General features: G+C 35.6%; 16 protein-coding genes. 5 read left to right on the forward strand and 11 right to left on the reverse strand.

Annotated elements, in window-relative coordinates; all coding sequences use genetic code 11:
- Positions 1-31 precede the first annotated feature (31 nt).
- Positions 32-736: a zinc metallopeptidase gene (locus tag IGL07_RS09225; RefSeq protein WP_010817480.1), complete on the reverse strand. Its 705-nt coding sequence runs from the start codon at positions 734-736 to the stop codon at positions 32-34.
- 197 nt (positions 737-933) lie between these two features.
- Between IGL07_RS09225 and IGL07_RS09230 the strand changes: the two genes are divergently transcribed.
- The gene (locus IGL07_RS09230) at positions 934-1,287 is read left to right on the forward strand and encodes a YxeA family protein (RefSeq protein ID WP_010817481.1); all 354 of its coding nucleotides are present in this window, start codon (positions 934-936) and stop codon (positions 1,285-1,287) included.
- Positions 1,288-1,326: 39 nt separating this feature from the next.
- Here the strand turns inward: IGL07_RS09230 and IGL07_RS09235 are convergent, their stop codons facing one another.
- Both IGL07_RS09235 and treP read right to left on the reverse strand, forming a co-directional pair.
- Complete coding sequence (locus IGL07_RS09235) at positions 1,327-2,331, reverse strand: nucleoid-associated protein (RefSeq protein WP_002389942.1); 1,005 nt, start codon at positions 2,329-2,331, stop codon at positions 1,327-1,329.
- A gap of 127 nt (positions 2,332-2,458) precedes the next feature.
- Positions 2,459-3,925, reverse strand: a complete 1,467-nt coding sequence (gene treP / locus IGL07_RS09240) for a PTS system trehalose-specific EIIBC component (RefSeq protein WP_002383776.1) — start codon at positions 3,923-3,925, stop codon at positions 2,459-2,461.
- A 211-nt stretch (positions 3,926-4,136) separates the two neighbouring features.
- On the opposite strand from treP, the gene gloA2 reads away from it, so the two are divergent.
- Both gloA2 and IGL07_RS09250 read left to right on the forward strand, forming a co-directional pair.
- The gene (gene gloA2 / locus IGL07_RS09245) at positions 4,137-4,517 is read left to right on the forward strand and encodes an SMU1112c/YaeR family gloxylase I-like metalloprotein (protein WP_002356864.1); all 381 of its coding nucleotides are present in this window, start codon (positions 4,137-4,139) and stop codon (positions 4,515-4,517) included.
- A 21-nt stretch (positions 4,518-4,538) separates the two neighbouring features.
- Positions 4,539-5,021, forward strand: coding sequence for an SRPBCC family protein (locus IGL07_RS09250; RefSeq protein ID WP_002356863.1), 483 nt, complete (start codon positions 4,539-4,541; stop codon positions 5,019-5,021).
- Between the two features lie 43 nt (positions 5,022-5,064).
- On the opposite strand, the gene IGL07_RS09255 is transcribed toward IGL07_RS09250, so the two are convergent.
- Positions 5,065-6,177, reverse strand: a complete 1,113-nt coding sequence (locus tag IGL07_RS09255) for an FUSC family protein (RefSeq protein ID WP_010817482.1) — start codon at positions 6,175-6,177, stop codon at positions 5,065-5,067.
- Positions 6,178-6,349: 172 nt separating this feature from the next.
- Between IGL07_RS09255 and IGL07_RS09260 the strand changes: the two genes are divergently transcribed.
- A complete protein-coding gene (locus tag IGL07_RS09260) occupies positions 6,350-8,491 on the forward strand; it encodes a GH92 family glycosyl hydrolase (protein WP_010817483.1) in 2,142 nt (713 codons plus the stop codon).
- Positions 8,492-8,531: 40 nt separating this feature from the next.
- Here IGL07_RS09260 and IGL07_RS09265 read toward each other — a convergent pair whose 3' ends face one another.
- From IGL07_RS09265 to IGL07_RS09290, 6 genes are all read right to left on the reverse strand, one after another.
- Entirely contained in the window at positions 8,532-10,013 is a 1,482-nt protein-coding gene (locus tag IGL07_RS09265; RefSeq protein ID WP_010817484.1) for a response regulator transcription factor, read from the reverse strand.
- An 11-nt stretch (positions 10,014-10,024) separates the two neighbouring features.
- Positions 10,025-11,755, reverse strand: a complete 1,731-nt coding sequence (locus tag IGL07_RS09270; RefSeq protein ID WP_029659062.1) for a sensor histidine kinase — start codon at positions 11,753-11,755, stop codon at positions 10,025-10,027.
- Complete coding sequence (locus IGL07_RS09275) at positions 11,709-12,344, reverse strand: YesL family protein (RefSeq protein WP_002362905.1); 636 nt, start codon at positions 12,342-12,344, stop codon at positions 11,709-11,711. Before IGL07_RS09275 ends, IGL07_RS09270 begins: the two co-directional genes overlap by 47 nt.
- 70 nt (positions 12,345-12,414) lie before the next feature.
- Entirely contained in the window at positions 12,415-13,881 is a 1,467-nt protein-coding gene (locus tag IGL07_RS09280; RefSeq protein WP_002369012.1) for an ABC transporter substrate-binding protein, read from the reverse strand.
- Positions 13,882-13,904: 23 nt separating this feature from the next.
- Entirely contained in the window at positions 13,905-14,828 is a 924-nt protein-coding gene (locus tag IGL07_RS09285) for a carbohydrate ABC transporter permease (RefSeq protein ID WP_002359877.1), read from the reverse strand.
- Between the two features lie 11 nt (positions 14,829-14,839).
- Positions 14,840-15,796, reverse strand: coding sequence for an ABC transporter permease (locus IGL07_RS09290; protein ID WP_002356852.1), 957 nt, complete (start codon positions 15,794-15,796; stop codon positions 14,840-14,842).
- A gap of 284 nt (positions 15,797-16,080) precedes the next feature.
- Between IGL07_RS09290 and IGL07_RS09295 the strand changes: the two genes are divergently transcribed.
- On the forward strand, positions 16,081-16,239 hold the full coding sequence (locus IGL07_RS09295) for a hypothetical protein (RefSeq protein WP_002369010.1): 159 nt from the start codon (positions 16,081-16,083) through the stop codon (positions 16,237-16,239).
- Between the two features lie 63 nt (positions 16,240-16,302).
- On the opposite strand, the gene IGL07_RS09300 is transcribed toward IGL07_RS09295, so the two are convergent.
- Positions 16,303-17,118 (reverse strand): MerR family transcriptional regulator, encoded by an 816-nt coding sequence (locus tag IGL07_RS09300; protein WP_025189568.1) that lies wholly within the window; start codon positions 17,116-17,118, stop codon positions 16,303-16,305.
- Positions 17,119-17,163 lie beyond the last annotated feature (45 nt).

The following is a 17,163-nucleotide window of genomic DNA, read 5'->3' on the forward strand; positions in this document are numbered from 1 at the left end:
TTATGCGTAATAGAAAGACCTTTGCTGGCACTTAGTCTCGGCGGTTGTTGCCACCAAATAAAATAACCAAACGTAAAAGTTGTAAAAAGGTCGAAAGCGCCGCTGCTACGTAGGTAAGTGCAGCTGCAAAAAGAACTTTTCTGGCCATTGGGACTTCTTCTTCTGTTAATAACCCACCTTCAGAAAGAATACTTAATGCACGTCTAGACGCATTAAACTCCACCGGTAAAGTCACCAATTGAAAAATCAAGGCTAATGAAAAAGCCAAAATTCCAATGTTGATTAATGTTTGATTCCAACTAAATAAAACACCAATCAAAATTAGTGGAAAGGAGATGGTTGAACCGATGTTGGCAACTGGAACAATGGCTGCACGAAGACGTAAAGGCACATAGTTCGTATGATCTTGTACCGCATGTCCGCATTCATGAGCCGCCACGCCAATAGCCGCGACCGATGTCGATTGAGCAGTGGCTTCGGATAAGCTCAACATTTTGTTTCCAGAATTATAATTGTCAGTTAAATCACCAGCAATTTGCTGAACTCCAACATCATTAATTTGTTCTTTTTGTAAAATATATTGTGCTGCCTGCGTGCCTGTAACATGTTTACTGCTTCGTACTTGATCATATTTACGAAAGGTACTGTTAACATATGCGGAGGCCGCACCAGAAATCACAATTCCGATAATTACCAATATATAGGTTGGATCGATTCCAAAATAAAAGGGCATCATTGTCCTCTACCTCCATCTTTTTTCTTTATTGTAGCATGATAGTGAAAAAAAGGGAGCGACAAACGTTGTCTTTTGTTTAAAAAAATGATGAATTTTTCAAGAAAGTGCCAAAACTAACAAAAGTGTCACTCAATTAACGGAAAAAAATATGGCAAATTTCCCAAAAAAAAGGCATACTATTCCTTGAGGTGAGGAAAATGAAAACATTACTAAAAATATTAATTCCCATAGTCATTTTAGCTGGCGGTAGCTGGGGCGTTTATAATTACTATTACGGCGGAGAAGCCTACTATACACAAATCACAACATCTGGTGAAAAGAAAGATGAAAAATCAGCTTCTGGTGAACCGACGACTTTGTATTACTATCAACAACCTGCGTTTAATAAAAACGGTAAAGAAAAGACCGTTGAATTAAACGAATATCGTGATCAACCTTTGCGTATGAAAGCCTATCTAAAATTGAAAGTCAATCCCCGTAAAGGTGTGATCAGCTGGAATGAAGTGACAGAAAAAGAAGTCCCAGAAAAAGCTTTGGAAAAATTAAAATAAAGAAAAAAGCCGTTGGTCGATTGCCAACGGCTTTTTTCTTTATAATTGATTACTAATTTTTTCGATATTTTTTAGCATGATGGACACTGTGCCATCTGGATTATTAACAAATTCAATTAAATCCCCATTGCGGTAAACATCTAACGGAACAATTAATTCAATACCGTTATCCATTTTTAACTTTTGTTTGCCAAATTTCTTTTCAGAAATTTCGCGAGATTCTCTGACTGGCGGTGTTTTGTCGACAAACTTCGACTCATTCACTTCTTCTTGGTAAGCTAATTTAGCTGATACATTTTCTTTAAACACTTGATCAGCAATTTGCTCATTGTCAATCGTTCCCGTTTCCTCAATGCTATCATATACCGCTTCTTTTACCGAAGCCATTAGTTCAAACTCATCTTCGTTAAATTTCTTTCCAATGCGTTTGACTGCCTTTTTAATTTCTTTGATATTTTCTTCCATGGAAGGTGCCGCTTGTGTCTCAATCACTTTTTCAGAGAAATACCAGATTTTTTCTCCTGAAAATTCATATCTTTTCTCTAGTAATTCAAACGCTAATGTATCTAAGTCAACCGTAATCCCTTCATCTGGTTTTTGTGATTTTGAAGACAAAATTGCTCGATTGATAATCAGTTTGTTATAAACGGATTCTTCTTCATAGTCGACGTAATGCGTGTAACTTTCTTTATAGTTTAATTTAATCATTGCGACATGTAACACCGTATCTAATTCATATAAAATGAACAAAATATCAGCACTAGGCGCATCTTCGCTTCCTGAATAAACATCATACCAATGTTGGGTAACTTCTTGGCTTTTCTTCACAAAATCACTAGGAATCCCACGTAACGTGTCAACAAAGGAACTATTTTCCGCCAATGTTCCAGTCTTTGTTTGTGCAGTCGAAAGTTTTGAAATTTTTGCAGTTAAATACGTTCGAATATACTCAGTGGTTAAATCTAGTTCCTTTTCAGAGAAAACCGGCGTCCCAGTTTCTCGATCAATAATGTGTAAAATTGCTTTTTTTAAATAAATATCCATTTTTACGCTCTCCTTTTCTCAACCTTTTTAGTCTAACTGAAAGAGAGAAAAAAGCCAATAGTTTCTATAAAAAGAAGAAGAATTCGTAGACATTTTTCTACGAATTCTTCTTTACTTCAAAAAGCGATTACCCTTCTTCGCTGTATAACATCCCTGTTGCTTCATCAACTGGATCGACTTTATTAAAAATGCCTTTCTTTCTGAAAATATAAGTTAAGCCCATTGGTACGATAATAGCAATCACCATTGCGCCTAAAAACGGCAAGTAATATTGTGGCACAATAGATAAAATTCCTGGCAAGCCACCGACGCCGATACTTGTCGCACGAACGCCCATTAAAGTGGCAAACATTCCTGCCATTGCTGAACCAATCATGCCCGCAACAAATGGATAAACATATTTTAAGTTGATCCCAAACATCGCTGGTTCAGTCACACCTAGGTAACAAGAAATCATTGCTGGAATCGAAACTTGTTCTTCTTTTTTGTTTCCACGATGCATAAAGATAACCGCTAAAACTGCTGAACCTTGTGCAATATTTGATAGAGCAATCATTGGCCATAAGTTGGTTGACTGAAAGTCAGCAATCAACTGTAAATCAATCGCATTACTCATATGATGCAACCCAGTGATGACTAATGGTGCGTACATAAAGCCAAAGACGGCGCCAAATAACCAATTAAATGTTGACGTTAATCCTGCATTTACAATATCAGAAACCCAACTACCAATCGTCCAACCAATTGGTCCTAAAATGACATGTGCAGCCAATACTGTTGGTACTAAAGCAAACAATGGGACAAAAATCATTGAAATTGCTTGAGGAATCACTTTTCTAAAGAAAATTTCAAGATAGGCAAGCAAGAAGCCGGCTAACATGGCTGGGATAACTTGCGCTTGATAACCAATCATGTTAACTTGTGCAAACCCAAAATCCCAGAAAGGAATTTCTGCTGCTTTAGTCGTCGCAACTGAATAAGCATTCAGAAGTTGTGGTGAGACTAATGTAATCCCTAGGACAATCCCCAAAATTTGTGTGGTTCCCATTTTCTTCGTAATACTCCACGTAATCCCAACTGGCAAGAAGTGGAAAATTGCTTCGCCGATTAACCATAAGAATGAATTGACTCCATTCCAAAATTGAGAAACTTCCACGATTGTTTGACCATCAAGAAAGCCAAATGGAACCCCTTCCAAAATATTGCGGAACCCTAAAATCAATCCCCCGATAACAAGTGCAGGAATCAATGGTGTAAAAATCTCAGCTAAAACAGAAACAACTCGTTGAACAGGACTCAAATTACTTTTGGCAGCTGCTTTCCCTTCTTCTTTTGAAACCCCTTCTAAACCGGAAATTGCAGAAAAATCATTATAAAATTGTGGGACTTCATTCCCAATAATTACTTGAAACTGTCCAGCATTTGTAAAGGTTCCTTTTACAGAAGGAATATCTTCAATCACAGGTACATCCGCTTTTTTTGGATCTTTTAATACAAAACGCATTCGAGTTGCACAATGAGAAACAGCTGAAATATTTTCTTTGCCTCCTACTGCTTTCAACAACTGTTGTGCATCGCTTTGAAACTTACCCATTTTACATTCTCCTCTCAAACTTGTATATACAATTAAGTTGTATATACATCATACTTGATTATTCTTTTTTTGGCAAGCGCTTTCTTTCAAAAAAATAATTTTATTTTTTTGCAAATCCCTTGTCTTTTCTTAAAGAGTCAAACAGAACGCTTTTTTAGCTGCTTCTTTATTGCTATACTACAGAGGGAAAAAACGAAAAGGAGTATGAAAAATGTTTTTTAAAGAAATTCATCATGTGGCAATCAATGCCTCAAATTATCAAGCAACTAAAAATTTTTATGTCGAAAAGTTGGGCTTTGAAGTTCTTCGCGAAAATCATCGTCCCGAAAAAAACGATATTAAATTAGATTTAAAATTAGGCAGCCAAGAATTGGAAATTTTCATTTCTGATCAATTTCCAGCTCGCCCCTCTTATCCTGAAGCTTTAGGATTACGTCATTTAGCTTTTAAAGTTGAACATATTGAAGAAGTGATTGCTTTTTTAAATGAGCAAGGAATTGAAACAGAACCGCTACGAGTAGATGATTTTACGGGTGAAAAAATGACCTTCTTTTTTGATCCAGATGGACTACCTTTAGAACTTCATGAATAATAAATAAAGGAGAGAAACAAAATGAAAGATACCTTTCGCTTAGAAAACCAGACGATTTATTTTGGTACAGAACGAGCAATTTCAGCCAGCCCTCAAACGATTTGGCGCTACCTAACTGAGACAGACAAGCTAAAACAATGGTTTCCAGAATTAGAAATTGGTGAATTAGGTGTTAACGGGTTTTGGCGGTTTATTCTGCCCGATTTTGAAGAAACAATGCCTTTCACTGACTATGCAGAGGAAAAATATCTGGGCGTGACTTGGGATACTGGTATCATCTATTTTGACTTAAAAGAACAAGCACCTCATCAGACCCTGTTAGTCTTTTCAGAATCTCTCCCAGAAAATTTTACAACACCTCGCCATAAAGATATCGCTGGTTGGTCAATTGTTCTCAACCGCTTGAAGCAAGTAGTTGAAACCCCTGATGCAGCACCAGAAAAAATAGATTTTCCGCAAATAGAAAATCATTACTTGGAAAAATTAACGAATTTAGAAAATTAAAAAGTGTGGCACAACGGGTAAATAACCCTCTGTGCCACACTTTTTAAAAACGTAAGATACGCTGATAAACAAATAAACCTAAATCAATTAAGCAAACAACAAAAATTGCCAATAATACAAAAGAGACCCGCAACTCTGCGGCGTACATCCCTCGTAAACTAATTGTTGCCAAACATAACCCAAAAATCGTTGCCATTGTCACTTGTAACACGGTTCCTGGTTTTAGGGCATAAACAAAAATGCCAATCAAACTAGAAACAACGAGGTGTGTCAGTGGCAATTGAAGCCAATTGACAACAAACAGACTAAGGAAACATCCTAAAAGAGTCCCCCAAAAACGTGTCTTAATACGCGTGTTCATTTCTGCTTTCACTGGATGCAAGAGTAGAAAAACATTCATTGGAATCCAAATTATTTTAATGCCTCCTACACTCCACATTAAAATAAAACTCAGCGTAATGGTGAAACTCATACGAATAGCTAAACGAAATCGTTGCACCCTTTCGTCAGGACTTTCTAAAAATTGTTTGAAACTTGTAATCCCAAAAAAAGTCTGTTGTAAGTCGTACCAGAAATTAATAACCGCCAATTTTTGTTGCTTCATATTTAATTGAATGCTTTTAAAAAAGCGAACATAGCCTCTACTCTTTAAGCTGGTTAGCTGACTTAATCCTGTTTGCCACCAAGCGTTTAGTGTTAAAGCCAATAAAAAAAGACCAATTAAAAAGGCCACAACTTGAGATTGCATCAAAAATGTATTTCCTTTAACCTGGATTAACTGACAAAACGTAAACATCATCAAATAACTATGGTACCGCATCGGTGTCGCAGATGAATAAAATAAATAAACAATTAAAAATGTCACACTACTATTTAAAATAATAGACCAGCTAAAGGAACTACTAGCTATAAATGCTAAAAAACTGATCACAAATTGCCTGATACTCATTTTGAGCAGCGCTACAAACGAATAATCTTTTTTATAGTTAATTTTAAACATAATAGTAAATACAGGCACCATAATTAAATAGCTTGGGGAAAATAAAAAATCCAATGTATAAAAACTAACCAAAAAAAAGGCGATGACTGGGAAAATGGCCCAAACATACGCAAAAAATTGCTGACTTTTTGTACTAAAAAAATAAATAACAATCACTCCAATATCGATTCCTTATCCATTGTAACATGCTTGTCAATTCCCTTTCCAAATTGAATATACCAATTCGTTAAAAATAAATAAAAAAGCAAATAAATACGCTTTCATTTCTCGTTTTTTGTGCTATAATCAGCCTATATGATATATCATTTAAAACAAAGGAGCTACTTTAATGAATATTCAAGCGATTGATACGCGACACGGAACTGCCAACCAACATAGTTTTTCAAATGGAAATTGTCTACCCTATACTGGCGTGCCATTTGGGATGAATTTTTACGCCCCGCAAACAACTGACCAAAAAGGCAGCTGGTGGTTTCATCCAGAAGATCGAACATTTCAAGGCTATCGAGTAACGCATCAACCAAGTCCTTGGATGGGTGATTTTAGCCATTTATTAATGACCCCTGTCAGTGGTTCATTGTTGGAACTTTCTTTATTCCATGCCCAAAGTTCTTATCGTCCAGAAGAAAGCCTTTTTTCTCCTGTTGAAATTAACTTAACTCAATTACGCTATCAAATAACTTCTCAATTAATCCCAAGCATGTATGGTGGTATCTTAACCATTGATTATCAACAAAAAGACAATCACTTACTACTAACTCTGCCTGGACGTTATCAAGTAAAACAATTAGATGACCATCAAGTGGCTGTAAAAGTCATCAACTATTCTGGTTGTGAAGATCCAGATTTTAGTTTTTATTTTGTGCTTCATTTTGAACAGCCTTTAACCAAATGGTTTGCCCCTTCTTCAGGTGAAGATGGCAAAATCCTTCTTTCTTTTGGAAATATTGCTCAACAAGTTGTTCATTTTAGTAGTTCATTTATTTCTGAAAAACAAGCGCAGTTAAATTTAGCGCGAGAAATCTCTTTGCGTTCTACTGAGATGCTGCAACAAGGAATCGCAGATTGGCATAATTATTTCGATCGTCTTAAAGTAACGCATGAAAATCCTGAACATACTAAAACGTTTTATCATACACTGTATCGAACATTCCTATTTCCGCAAACCTTTTATGAATTGGACGAAAATCAGCAGCCGATTCATTATGATACGTTCTCGCAAACGGTTCGTCCTGGTCTACTATATACCAATAATGGCTTTTGGGATACTTATAAAACGGTTTACCCATTGTTCTCACTAATTGCTCAAGAAAAATACGAAGAGATGCTAGAAGGCTTTTTAAATAGTTACAACGAAACAGGTTTCTTGCCAAAATGGTTATCTCCAGATGAGCGTGGTTTAATGCCCGGCACCTTGATTGACGCTGTCATTGCTGATGCCGCCGTGAAAAAGATTCGTCCTGACTTGATGCCTCAGTTCCTAGAAGCGATGAAAAAAGGCGCCACACAACAAAGCGAACGAGAAAATTATGGACGTCAAGGAACTCTGGATTATCTAAAATATGGCTATGTTCCTTCAACCTATCATGAATCTGTCAATCATACCTTAGACTATGCGTACAGCGATTTCTGTATTTCGCAAGTTGCAAAAACATTGAATGATTCAGAGACCGCAACGTTTTATCGTCAACAAGCCTTGAATTATCAACAACTTTTTAATCCTGAAACTGGCTTTATGCAAGCAAAGGATACTGAAGGCAATTTCCGTCCTGACTTTTTAGATATTCGTTGGGGCAAAGATTACGCCGAAGGAAGTGCTTGGCAATCAAGTTTTGCGGTTTATCAAGATTTTGCAGGTTTGATTAAGCTATATGGTAGCGAGTTAGCTTTCGAAAAAAAATTAATTCAGCTCTGCAATCAAGCGCCTAACTTTAACGTTGAAGGCTATGGTTTTGAAATTCATGAAATGAGTGAAATGGCGGCAATTGATTTTGGTCAATTAGCCATCTCAAATCAACCAAGTTTCCATTATCCGTTTCTATTCAGCTACATCGGCAAACCAGAGATGGCTCAACCACTTTTAAAACAACTAATGCAAACATTTGATGCTTCACCAACTGGCTATCCAGGTGATGAAGACAATGGCAGCATGTCTGCTTGGTATATTTTTAATAGCTTAGGCTTTTATCCCGTCACACCAGGAACTGGTGAATATGTAATCGGGATGCCTTTAGTCCAGACGGCGGAAGTAAAACTGTCAAATGGTAAACAATTAACCATTCAGACATCACCAAACAAAGTCCAACAACAATTTATTCATGAAATTCAGTTAAACCAAGAAAAACATACTGCGCCTTATTTTACTCATCAAGAACTATTAAACGGCGGGACTTTAGATTATCAATTAGGGATCGTCCCGAATCCACAAAACACAGCAGAACGACCGTTTTCATTAAGTACGGAAAAATAATAAAAAGAAAGATGTTCATAAAAATTGAACATCTTTCTTTTTATTCTTCGACACCTGCGTAATTTGATTGGTATTGCTCTCGAAATTCTTTTGGCGTAATTCCATTTAATTTTTTAAACATTTTTGAAAAATAGTTGGTATTGTTAAATCCTACTTTTTCTGAAATTTCGTTGATTGTATCATCCGTGTACAATAATAATTTTTGGGCATGCTTGGTACGCACTTGATTCAAATATTGAGAAAAACTCCGCTTGGTTTCTTTTTTGAAAATTTGGCCTAAATAACTAGGATTCAAATGAAGCTCATCCGCCACCGTTTTTAAGTTTAATTCTTCTAAATAGCCTTGTTCAATTCTTTCTACAGCTTGGCTAACACTTTCTGAATATTTTTTTATTTTAGGTTTATTTTTCACTTCTGCCAAGACTTGCTGCATTAACGCATACAGTGTATTAAGATTGTTGCTAGCTCGAATTTCTTCCACGATTTTTTCATAGTTTTCTTCTAACACAGTTGGATACTGACGGGAGATATCTGAAAAAAGTAAGAAGACTACATAGCGTACATATTCTGGCGTAGCATGTTGTTGACTTAACTGATTGAAAATAGCATCTAACTCCCGTTGAATGGTCTGCATATCCCCAATCATCAAGGCTTGGTTAAACGCTAGAAAAGTAAAATCTTCTGCCGAACGATTCATTTGTTCTTTTTGATTATTTGGCAGAAATTCTTGATAGAACGTTTCAATTGCTTGCAACTGTTTTACTTTCTCATAACTTTCATAAACCGTTTCCCATTCATTGACAGATTCCCCTACAAAAATCTGACCTTGACCAGCTAGAATCGCTTCAATTTCACGAATAAATAAGAACGCTTCTTGTCTGGCCCCTTTATAGATAAGTAACAATTGGTGGTACGTACTCATCCAACTTTCAATGAATAACAGTTGACCTTTTTTCATAAATAGTTCCTTGATTGTTTCTAAAAATGGCATCTCAGATTCAACCAATAAAACGGTAAAATCACCTGGTTTTATAGTCGCAAATTGCTGCATTAACTCTTCGTATTCCCCTTCGCTGATTTCATCATTAAGCCAACGCATCAAGCCATTTTCTAGATATAGACGCACGCGGGCATGGGATTTTTTTTGTTGGTCCAATTCTGTTTTAATTCTCTGGATATTGGCTAATAGTTCTTGTTTATTGACTGGTTTCAAAAGATAATCTTGGACCTGCAAAGCCATGCCTTTTTTGACGTAATCAAACTCTTGATAACCTGATAAAATTAAACTAATAAATTGATGTCCTTTTTTCTTTGCTTGCTCAATTAATTCGATCCCGCTCATTTCCGGCATCGTAATATCTGTTAATAAAACATCAATGGATTCTGTTTCTAAAAAAGCCAATGCTTCTTGCGCACTACGTGCTGTTTTAACAATTTCAAAGCCTAACTCTTGCCAAGGAATAATCCATTTTAAGCCTTCTAAAATCATATATTCATCATCAACAAACATCACTCGATACATCTTTTCACCCCTTATGCTACAAACGAAAGACGAATTGTCGTCCCTTCTCCTTCTTTCCCTTCAATGGTTAAACCATAACTCTCCCCAAAAAAGCGTTGTAAACGTTCATGAACATTTCTTAACCCAATGGATTGTTCCGTTTCTATTTCTGTTTGATTTAAACGTGCGCGAATTTCCTCTAACCGATTGGCGGTAATTCCTTTTCCATTATCCACAACAGCCACAATAATTCTTTCATCTTCTCGGTAGGCGTGGACCTTGATAGCATTGTCTTGTCGTTGATAGTCAATACCATGCACAAAATAATTTTCGACAAGCGGCTGAATAATGAACTTAGGAATTTCAACATCAGCAATTGCTTCTTCTATTTCGAACTTATAGGCAAATTGGTCGGGATAACGCATTTGATACAAATACACATACTTTTCGCAAAATGAGATTTCCTCTGCCAAGGTCGTGGTTTTTTCTTGGTTAATATTATTCCTAAGTAGCGTTGAAAAAGCATAGACAACATCAGCTAGTTCTTCTTGTTGCCGACTCAAAGCATACATGCGAATATATTCCAACGTATTATAAAGAAAATGAGGATTAATTTGCGACTGTAACGCTCTCATGTGGGCATCACGTTGCTTAATTTCTAAAGTATAAATATCGTGAATGTATTGATCTAAACTGTCTACCATAAAATTAATCGCGGAAGCAATATCATTCAACTCTTCCTGAACTTGATTCGTGTCAATTCGTTCTTTTAAATTGCCATCGCCAATGGCTCGTGTTGCTTCTAAAATTAATTGGACTTGTTGAGAATAGCGTTTAAACAGGCGGTTTAAGCCCACTAATAAAATAACAATCAAAAGTAACCCAATCCCTAAAATGGCCGCATAATTCATAAACAATTGTTGAAATAAGACTCGGCGGCTTGTTAATAAGAGAATGGTACTCCGGCCACTGCTTTCTATTTCCGTAATATCGTAGCGATTATGAAAAACCTGTTGAATGTCACTATCGGTGTGCATTCTTTTATCTAGTTGCCGCTCTTCTTCTTTGGTAAATTGTGCTTTTTCAGAAAAAATTTGATTCCCAGCACTATCATAGATAAACGCATTAATACCTGATTTTTTCAATAAGTCTGCTTGGTTGCCTAGCAACTCTTGACTTGAAAACACAGTGTACAATTCTCCCAACGGTTGTCCTGTATAAGGATCGGAGATAATTCGCATTAGTTGAAAGCCATGTTTTTTAATTGATGACATATCCATTTTTTTCCCATTTGTAGCTGTGCGATTGGCGAACAAAACCTGATCAAATTCATCTAAGCGAATAATCACTTCTTCTAAGTCAGGAAAGGTGCTAAATAATGTACTTAAATTATTTCCAAAGTGGGTACTGACCCGATCTTCTGACCATTGGCTGTAAGTATAGTCAAAATACTCAGGAGGAGAAAGTTCCATATATTTTCGCATGTTTTCAATTTTACTTGCAGAGCCAGCTAATTCATTAATCATATTCGTTGCTGCATTATTTTTATTCGTTACATAGCTGTCAATTTGGGAAACGGCGTTATTTTTTTGTGAATCAATTGATAAGTTAATTGTATAAGTAACATAAACGCACAAAGCAGCCACCGTTAACAAAATAATACTTGTTAACAGTAGACTGTATTTTTGTACTAATCGATTTAATAAATATTTTTTTTTAAACAGTTTTTTGAAGATTCGCTTCATTTTGTTCCAACTTTCCATCAATAAACTGGCGATTTTTACGCGTGACATAGGCACACCACATCATAATTAAGGCAAACGAAGCAAATAGTAGCAGTCCTTTCATTTTCCAAGTTAAAGCAACGATACTAATTACACCGAATAAGACTTTAAAAAATACACCGAGGTTTAAAAAGATACTGATAAATGAAAGCTTCATTAAATCAATAGTTGAGATAAAATAGCTTCCTTCATATAGTAGCATATAAATGTAAAAAATAACGAGTATTAGGGAAACAAAAAATAAAATAAATGTAATAATTAACCACATTATTCCGGTAAATTGAACGGCTAAATAAATATTATAAAAAACAAATCCTAAAGTGAAGAGAAAAAGTAAAAAATAACAGTTACTTCTTTTAAAATGTGCTTTCCATGATTCAAATGCTCGTTTAACGGTGATTGCTTGATAATTCATGCCCTCTTCCAAAATGAAATCAGTCATCATTTGGAGTGCTGGACCAACACCAAAAATAATCCCTCCAGCTAAACTAAATAAAACAAACAGTAAATTTAGTTTGATTACTGTCCAGGAAAGGTAAAACAACCGCTGAATCCCTGTACTTTCCATCTTCCTCTTCCTTTCTATTATGTAAAAGGCTGAGCCAAAAGCGCTCAGCTAATGCCTCAGCCTCCTGTGATTATTTTTGAGATTGGATATATTCGTCTAATTGTGTTTGCATTTCTTTTTGAACTTTATCCCAGCCAGCTGTTTTTAGGTCATCCATTAATTTTGGAAGTGTTTCTTCTGGATCAACAGTTCCTGTATTTAAGCTTGCTGCGTAACGATTCATAACTGTAGCAACGTTAGTGATTTCAGTTTTCACTTTATCATTTACAAAAGTAAAACCAAGAATTGGTGAATCTTTTGCTTCTTCGATGCTCTTATCACGTTCTTTAACCATGTCTTCAGTGACAGATTCTTCTGGCCAAATGATTAAGTTGTTTCCTGTGTTCCAAGCACTCAAATGAGTTGTTGGTGTGTAATCTTTCAATAATTTCACACGATCATCGCCAACTTTTTCATATTGTTTGCCTTCTTCACCATAAACAAGTCCGTTTAGCAATTCTGGATTGCTGTTTAATAAGCCTAGCAATTCAACAGCTTTTTCTTTGTTTTTAGACGTATTTGCAACAACATAGTTAGCCATTTGCGCTTGTGCTGTTGTTTTTAATGGTTCTGTTAGTGGGCGAGAAACAAGTGGTTTGCCAGCAGCTTGTGTTAAGATTGTATCACCATAATCCATAGGTCCTTGTGTTTCTTGACGCATGAACCAAGTATTGGTATTTAAGTCATATGGTGTTGTACTTGTAGCAGCATCTGTTGGAATCAAGCCATCTTTATACCATTGATGTAAGACTTTTAAGTTATTAATCATGTCTTTGTCGGCATATTGGTTAATAATTTTTGGTGAGCCAGTATCAGTTGTTTTTACTGCAAATGGATATTGGTTACCAATAGGGAAGTCATAATTACCTGTTGCAAAGAATGTTTGGCCGATAGCAAAAGCAGCAATATTTGGTTCTTTTTTATGGAATTCTTTTAGAACTTCCGTTGCACTTTCATAACTACCATCGACTTTACTAATATCTAAATTGTATTTATCGACATATTCTTTATTAAAAGTTAAAACTTGTTGACCGTAAGAGTTACCTAAAATTGGGAACGCATACAGTTTTCCATTGATCGTATTTCCTTTAATATAGTTATCTGGCAATTGATCATAGGCTTCTTTTGCATATTTAGGTGCTAAATCAGTTAAATCAGCATAGGCGCCTTTTTGTGCATTCGTTGCATAATTTTGTGCTAATGAAATATCATAGCTTTCACCAGAAGCAACGATTGTTGACATTTTTTGGTCCCAATCGCCCCAACCAACAAATTCCATTTTTAATTTTGCCCCAATTTTTTTCTCGATAATTTTATTCGCATTATCGATTAATTGGTCATAATTATCTGGTTTGTCCCCAACACGATACATTAATAACGTTGGTGTACTATCATCACCTTTTGACGCTGCATCTTTTGAAGATTTACCGCACGCGCTTAATCCTACAGCTAAAGCTGCTGCGCCAGCTACGGCTAATCCTTTTTGCCATTTTTTCATTCCTTATTTCCTCCTGTACAATTTTATTCTTTCACGCCGCCGATTGTTAAACCACCCACGAAATATTTTTGGAAGAATGGGTAAGTTAACGCAATTGGTAACGTAGATAAGACAACAATCGCCATTCGAGCCGATTCACTTGGTAGAACGCCTAAGCCTTCTTGTGCTGCTGCACCCATATCCGTACTTCTTGATAAGAACTCTAAGTTGTTTTGAATTTTCATCAATAAATACTGTAATGGTACCAAGGTATCTTTTTGAATGTAAAGTAACGCATTGAACCAATCGTTCCAATAACCCAAAGCCGCAAACAAACTAATTGTGGCAATCCCTGGAACGGCTAGTGGTAACACAATGCTGACAAAAATGCGCATTTCACTTGCGCCATCAATACGTGCCGATTCAATAATACTGTCAGGCACGGTTTTCTTGAAAAACGTTCGCATCACTAAAATATTAAATGGTCCTAAAGCTAAAGGCAAAATTAACGCCCAAATTGTATCTTTCAATTGCAATAAGTTTGTCATTACTAAATAGTTCGCAACCATCCCTGGTGAAAATAACATTGTAATTAACGCAAACAATGTAAAGAATTTTTTAAATGGAAAGTTGGAACGAGAAATGACATAGGCATATAATGACGTCATTGTTGCATTGACAATCGTCCCTGTCACCGTAATGAAGACCGTTACCCCTAAGGCATGAATAATGCGTTGACTCATTGCCCCTTGGAAAATGTAACGATAGGCCTCCAATGAAAATTCTTTTGGCCAAAACCGGTAGCCGTTTGCTGCTAATGATCCTTCACTTGTCAATGAAATCATAATAACAAAGAAAAACGGAACCACACAGGAAATAGCAAAAATAGCAATGACAATATTGAAAATCAAATTCGCTGTCGGGTTGAAGGATCGAACGTTAACGCTAGTGACTTTTTTCTTTTTCATAATCCTTCCTCCTAAAATAGTGCTGAATCTGGTTCAATTCGACGAACAACTAAATTCGCAATTAATAACAAACATGCCCCAACGACAGATTGATATAACGCTGCAGCTGCCGTCATGCCTACATCACCAGTAGCCGTTAAGCCATTGTAAATATAGGTATCTAACACACTTGTCACGTTGTAAAGCGCACCTGAGTTTCTTGGTACGATGTAGAACAAACCAAAGTCTGCTCTGAAGATACCGCCGATGTTTAAAATTAATAAAACAGACATCATTGGTAAAATTTGTGGAATCGTAACATTTTTTATTTGTTGCCATTTGTTGGCACCATCCACCATCGCTGCTTCATAGTATGTCGGATCAATCCCCATCACAGAAGCATAGTAGATAATACTGTTGTAGCCTAGGCTCTTCCAAACATTTAGGAAGACAAAAATTACTGGCCACCAACGTGGATCTGCATACCAGTTAATCATTGTGCCGCCATTACCAGTAATCCATTGATTCAAAATCCCTTTATCTGGACTTAAAAAGGCATAAACAAAATAGTTAATAACCATCCAAGATAAGAAATATGGTAGCAATGACATCGTGTGATAAACTTTAACCAAGCGACGATTTCTTAATTCACTCATAATAATAGCAAAAGCAATCGCGAAGAATAAGTTAAAGGCTAAAAAGACGACATTGTACAAAATGGTATTTCTAGTAATTAACCAAGCATCTTTTGACGCAAATAAAAATTTAAAGTTTTCAAAACCAACCCAAGGACTTTCTCTTAGACTAGCTAAGAAACCATCTGGTGAAATATGAAAATCTTTAAATGCGACCACATTGGCTAAGACTGGTATATAGAAGAAAAATATAAACCAGATAAATCCTGGTAACGCCATAAGGATTAAGGCCTTATAACGCCATACATTTTGAAAAAAACCGTTTTTCTTCTTCATTCGTTTCGCTCCTTTCATAAATATAATAGCGTTTTCATAATATCTTTTTAAGGAACAAATTATAGGATTTGAGAAACAAATTATAGATTTTGTATCATTTTAAGCTAAAAATTTACCGAATTAACTTTTCTTTGTGAAAACGTTTGTCTGATATTTTTTTACAATCTCTTAAGAACCTTAAAAATAATTGGCTAAGCCTCACTCATAAAGCGATTTTGCTAGTGTGTATTTGTTGTATAAAAGCTGAGAACTTGTTATTTTCACAAAGGATATTATCTAATTATTTTTGAGGAGGACTATTTTTGAATTTTATCCGTAAAAACACCAGAGCAATTCGTTTAATTGTGGTATATTTTTTTGCAGTTTTAATGCAAGCTGGTTCTTTATTATTATTAGCTATTTCACTACTATTTTTCTATTTGCCTTTATGCACACACAATATGTTGGATTTCTTGTTATAAATAAAAAAAGGAACTAGCTTAGCTACATTTGCTATTGCTAGTTCCTTCTTTGTTTCAATTACTTCACTTTTCCCCTAAAATTTCAATCCAACCATAATAATATTCAATATATTGATTTTCCTCTTCTAGTTGTGTCAAGATATGCTCTCCGACAACGATGCCTGTTTCAAATCCTTGTTTTGCTAAACGCTTTTTTACTTCTTCGATATTATTCAAACGGGTATCTTGTGTATTGACTTTTAAAATAAAGCCTTTGTATTGGCTACTTGATTCTTTGAGCCAAATCACTTTATCTAAACTTTTTTTATTCACATGATTTGCCAAACAAATCCCATACGTCAGTTCATTGGATACACTTAAATCCCCGTAAATACCTAAAGTTGAAATGTGTTCCATATAAACTTTCATCTCTTCTGGATCCTCAATATCAACAACAACAATTTTATCAAAAGGAATTGGTTCATCTGAAAAAACCAATGTTTCTAAATCAATTAACGCATGTAAATGTAATTTTCTTTTCTTAATTTCTTTGTATTTATGTTGAAGCCTTTTTATTTCTTGCCCCAGTTGTTCTTCTGTTGCTTCCATGGTGGCATAGAGATCGGTAGGTGTCTTTTTATACAAATTCAACATATCTTTGATAGGAATCCCCATTTTTCGATAAAAATCAATATCATATATTTTGAACAAATCTTCTAAATCAAACGTTCGATATCCGTTTTCTTCATTGCGTGTTGTACTAATCAACCCTTGCTCGTCCCAATAACGAATCGTGGACTTAGGGATATTTAACAACTCAGAAACATCTTTTATTGTGTAATTTTTTTCCATCCTGTTCCCTCCATCAAAAAGTTTAGCATTTCTACTGTTGACATTCAAGTTACTTGAACGTGTACAATGACTCTTTGTAACAGCTAAAACGGT

Origin of the sequence: Enterococcus sp. DIV1368f (assembly GCF_051712245.1) — a bacterium.
GTDB classification, from domain to species: domain Bacteria; phylum Bacillota; class Bacilli; order Lactobacillales; family Enterococcaceae; genus Enterococcus; species Enterococcus faecalis.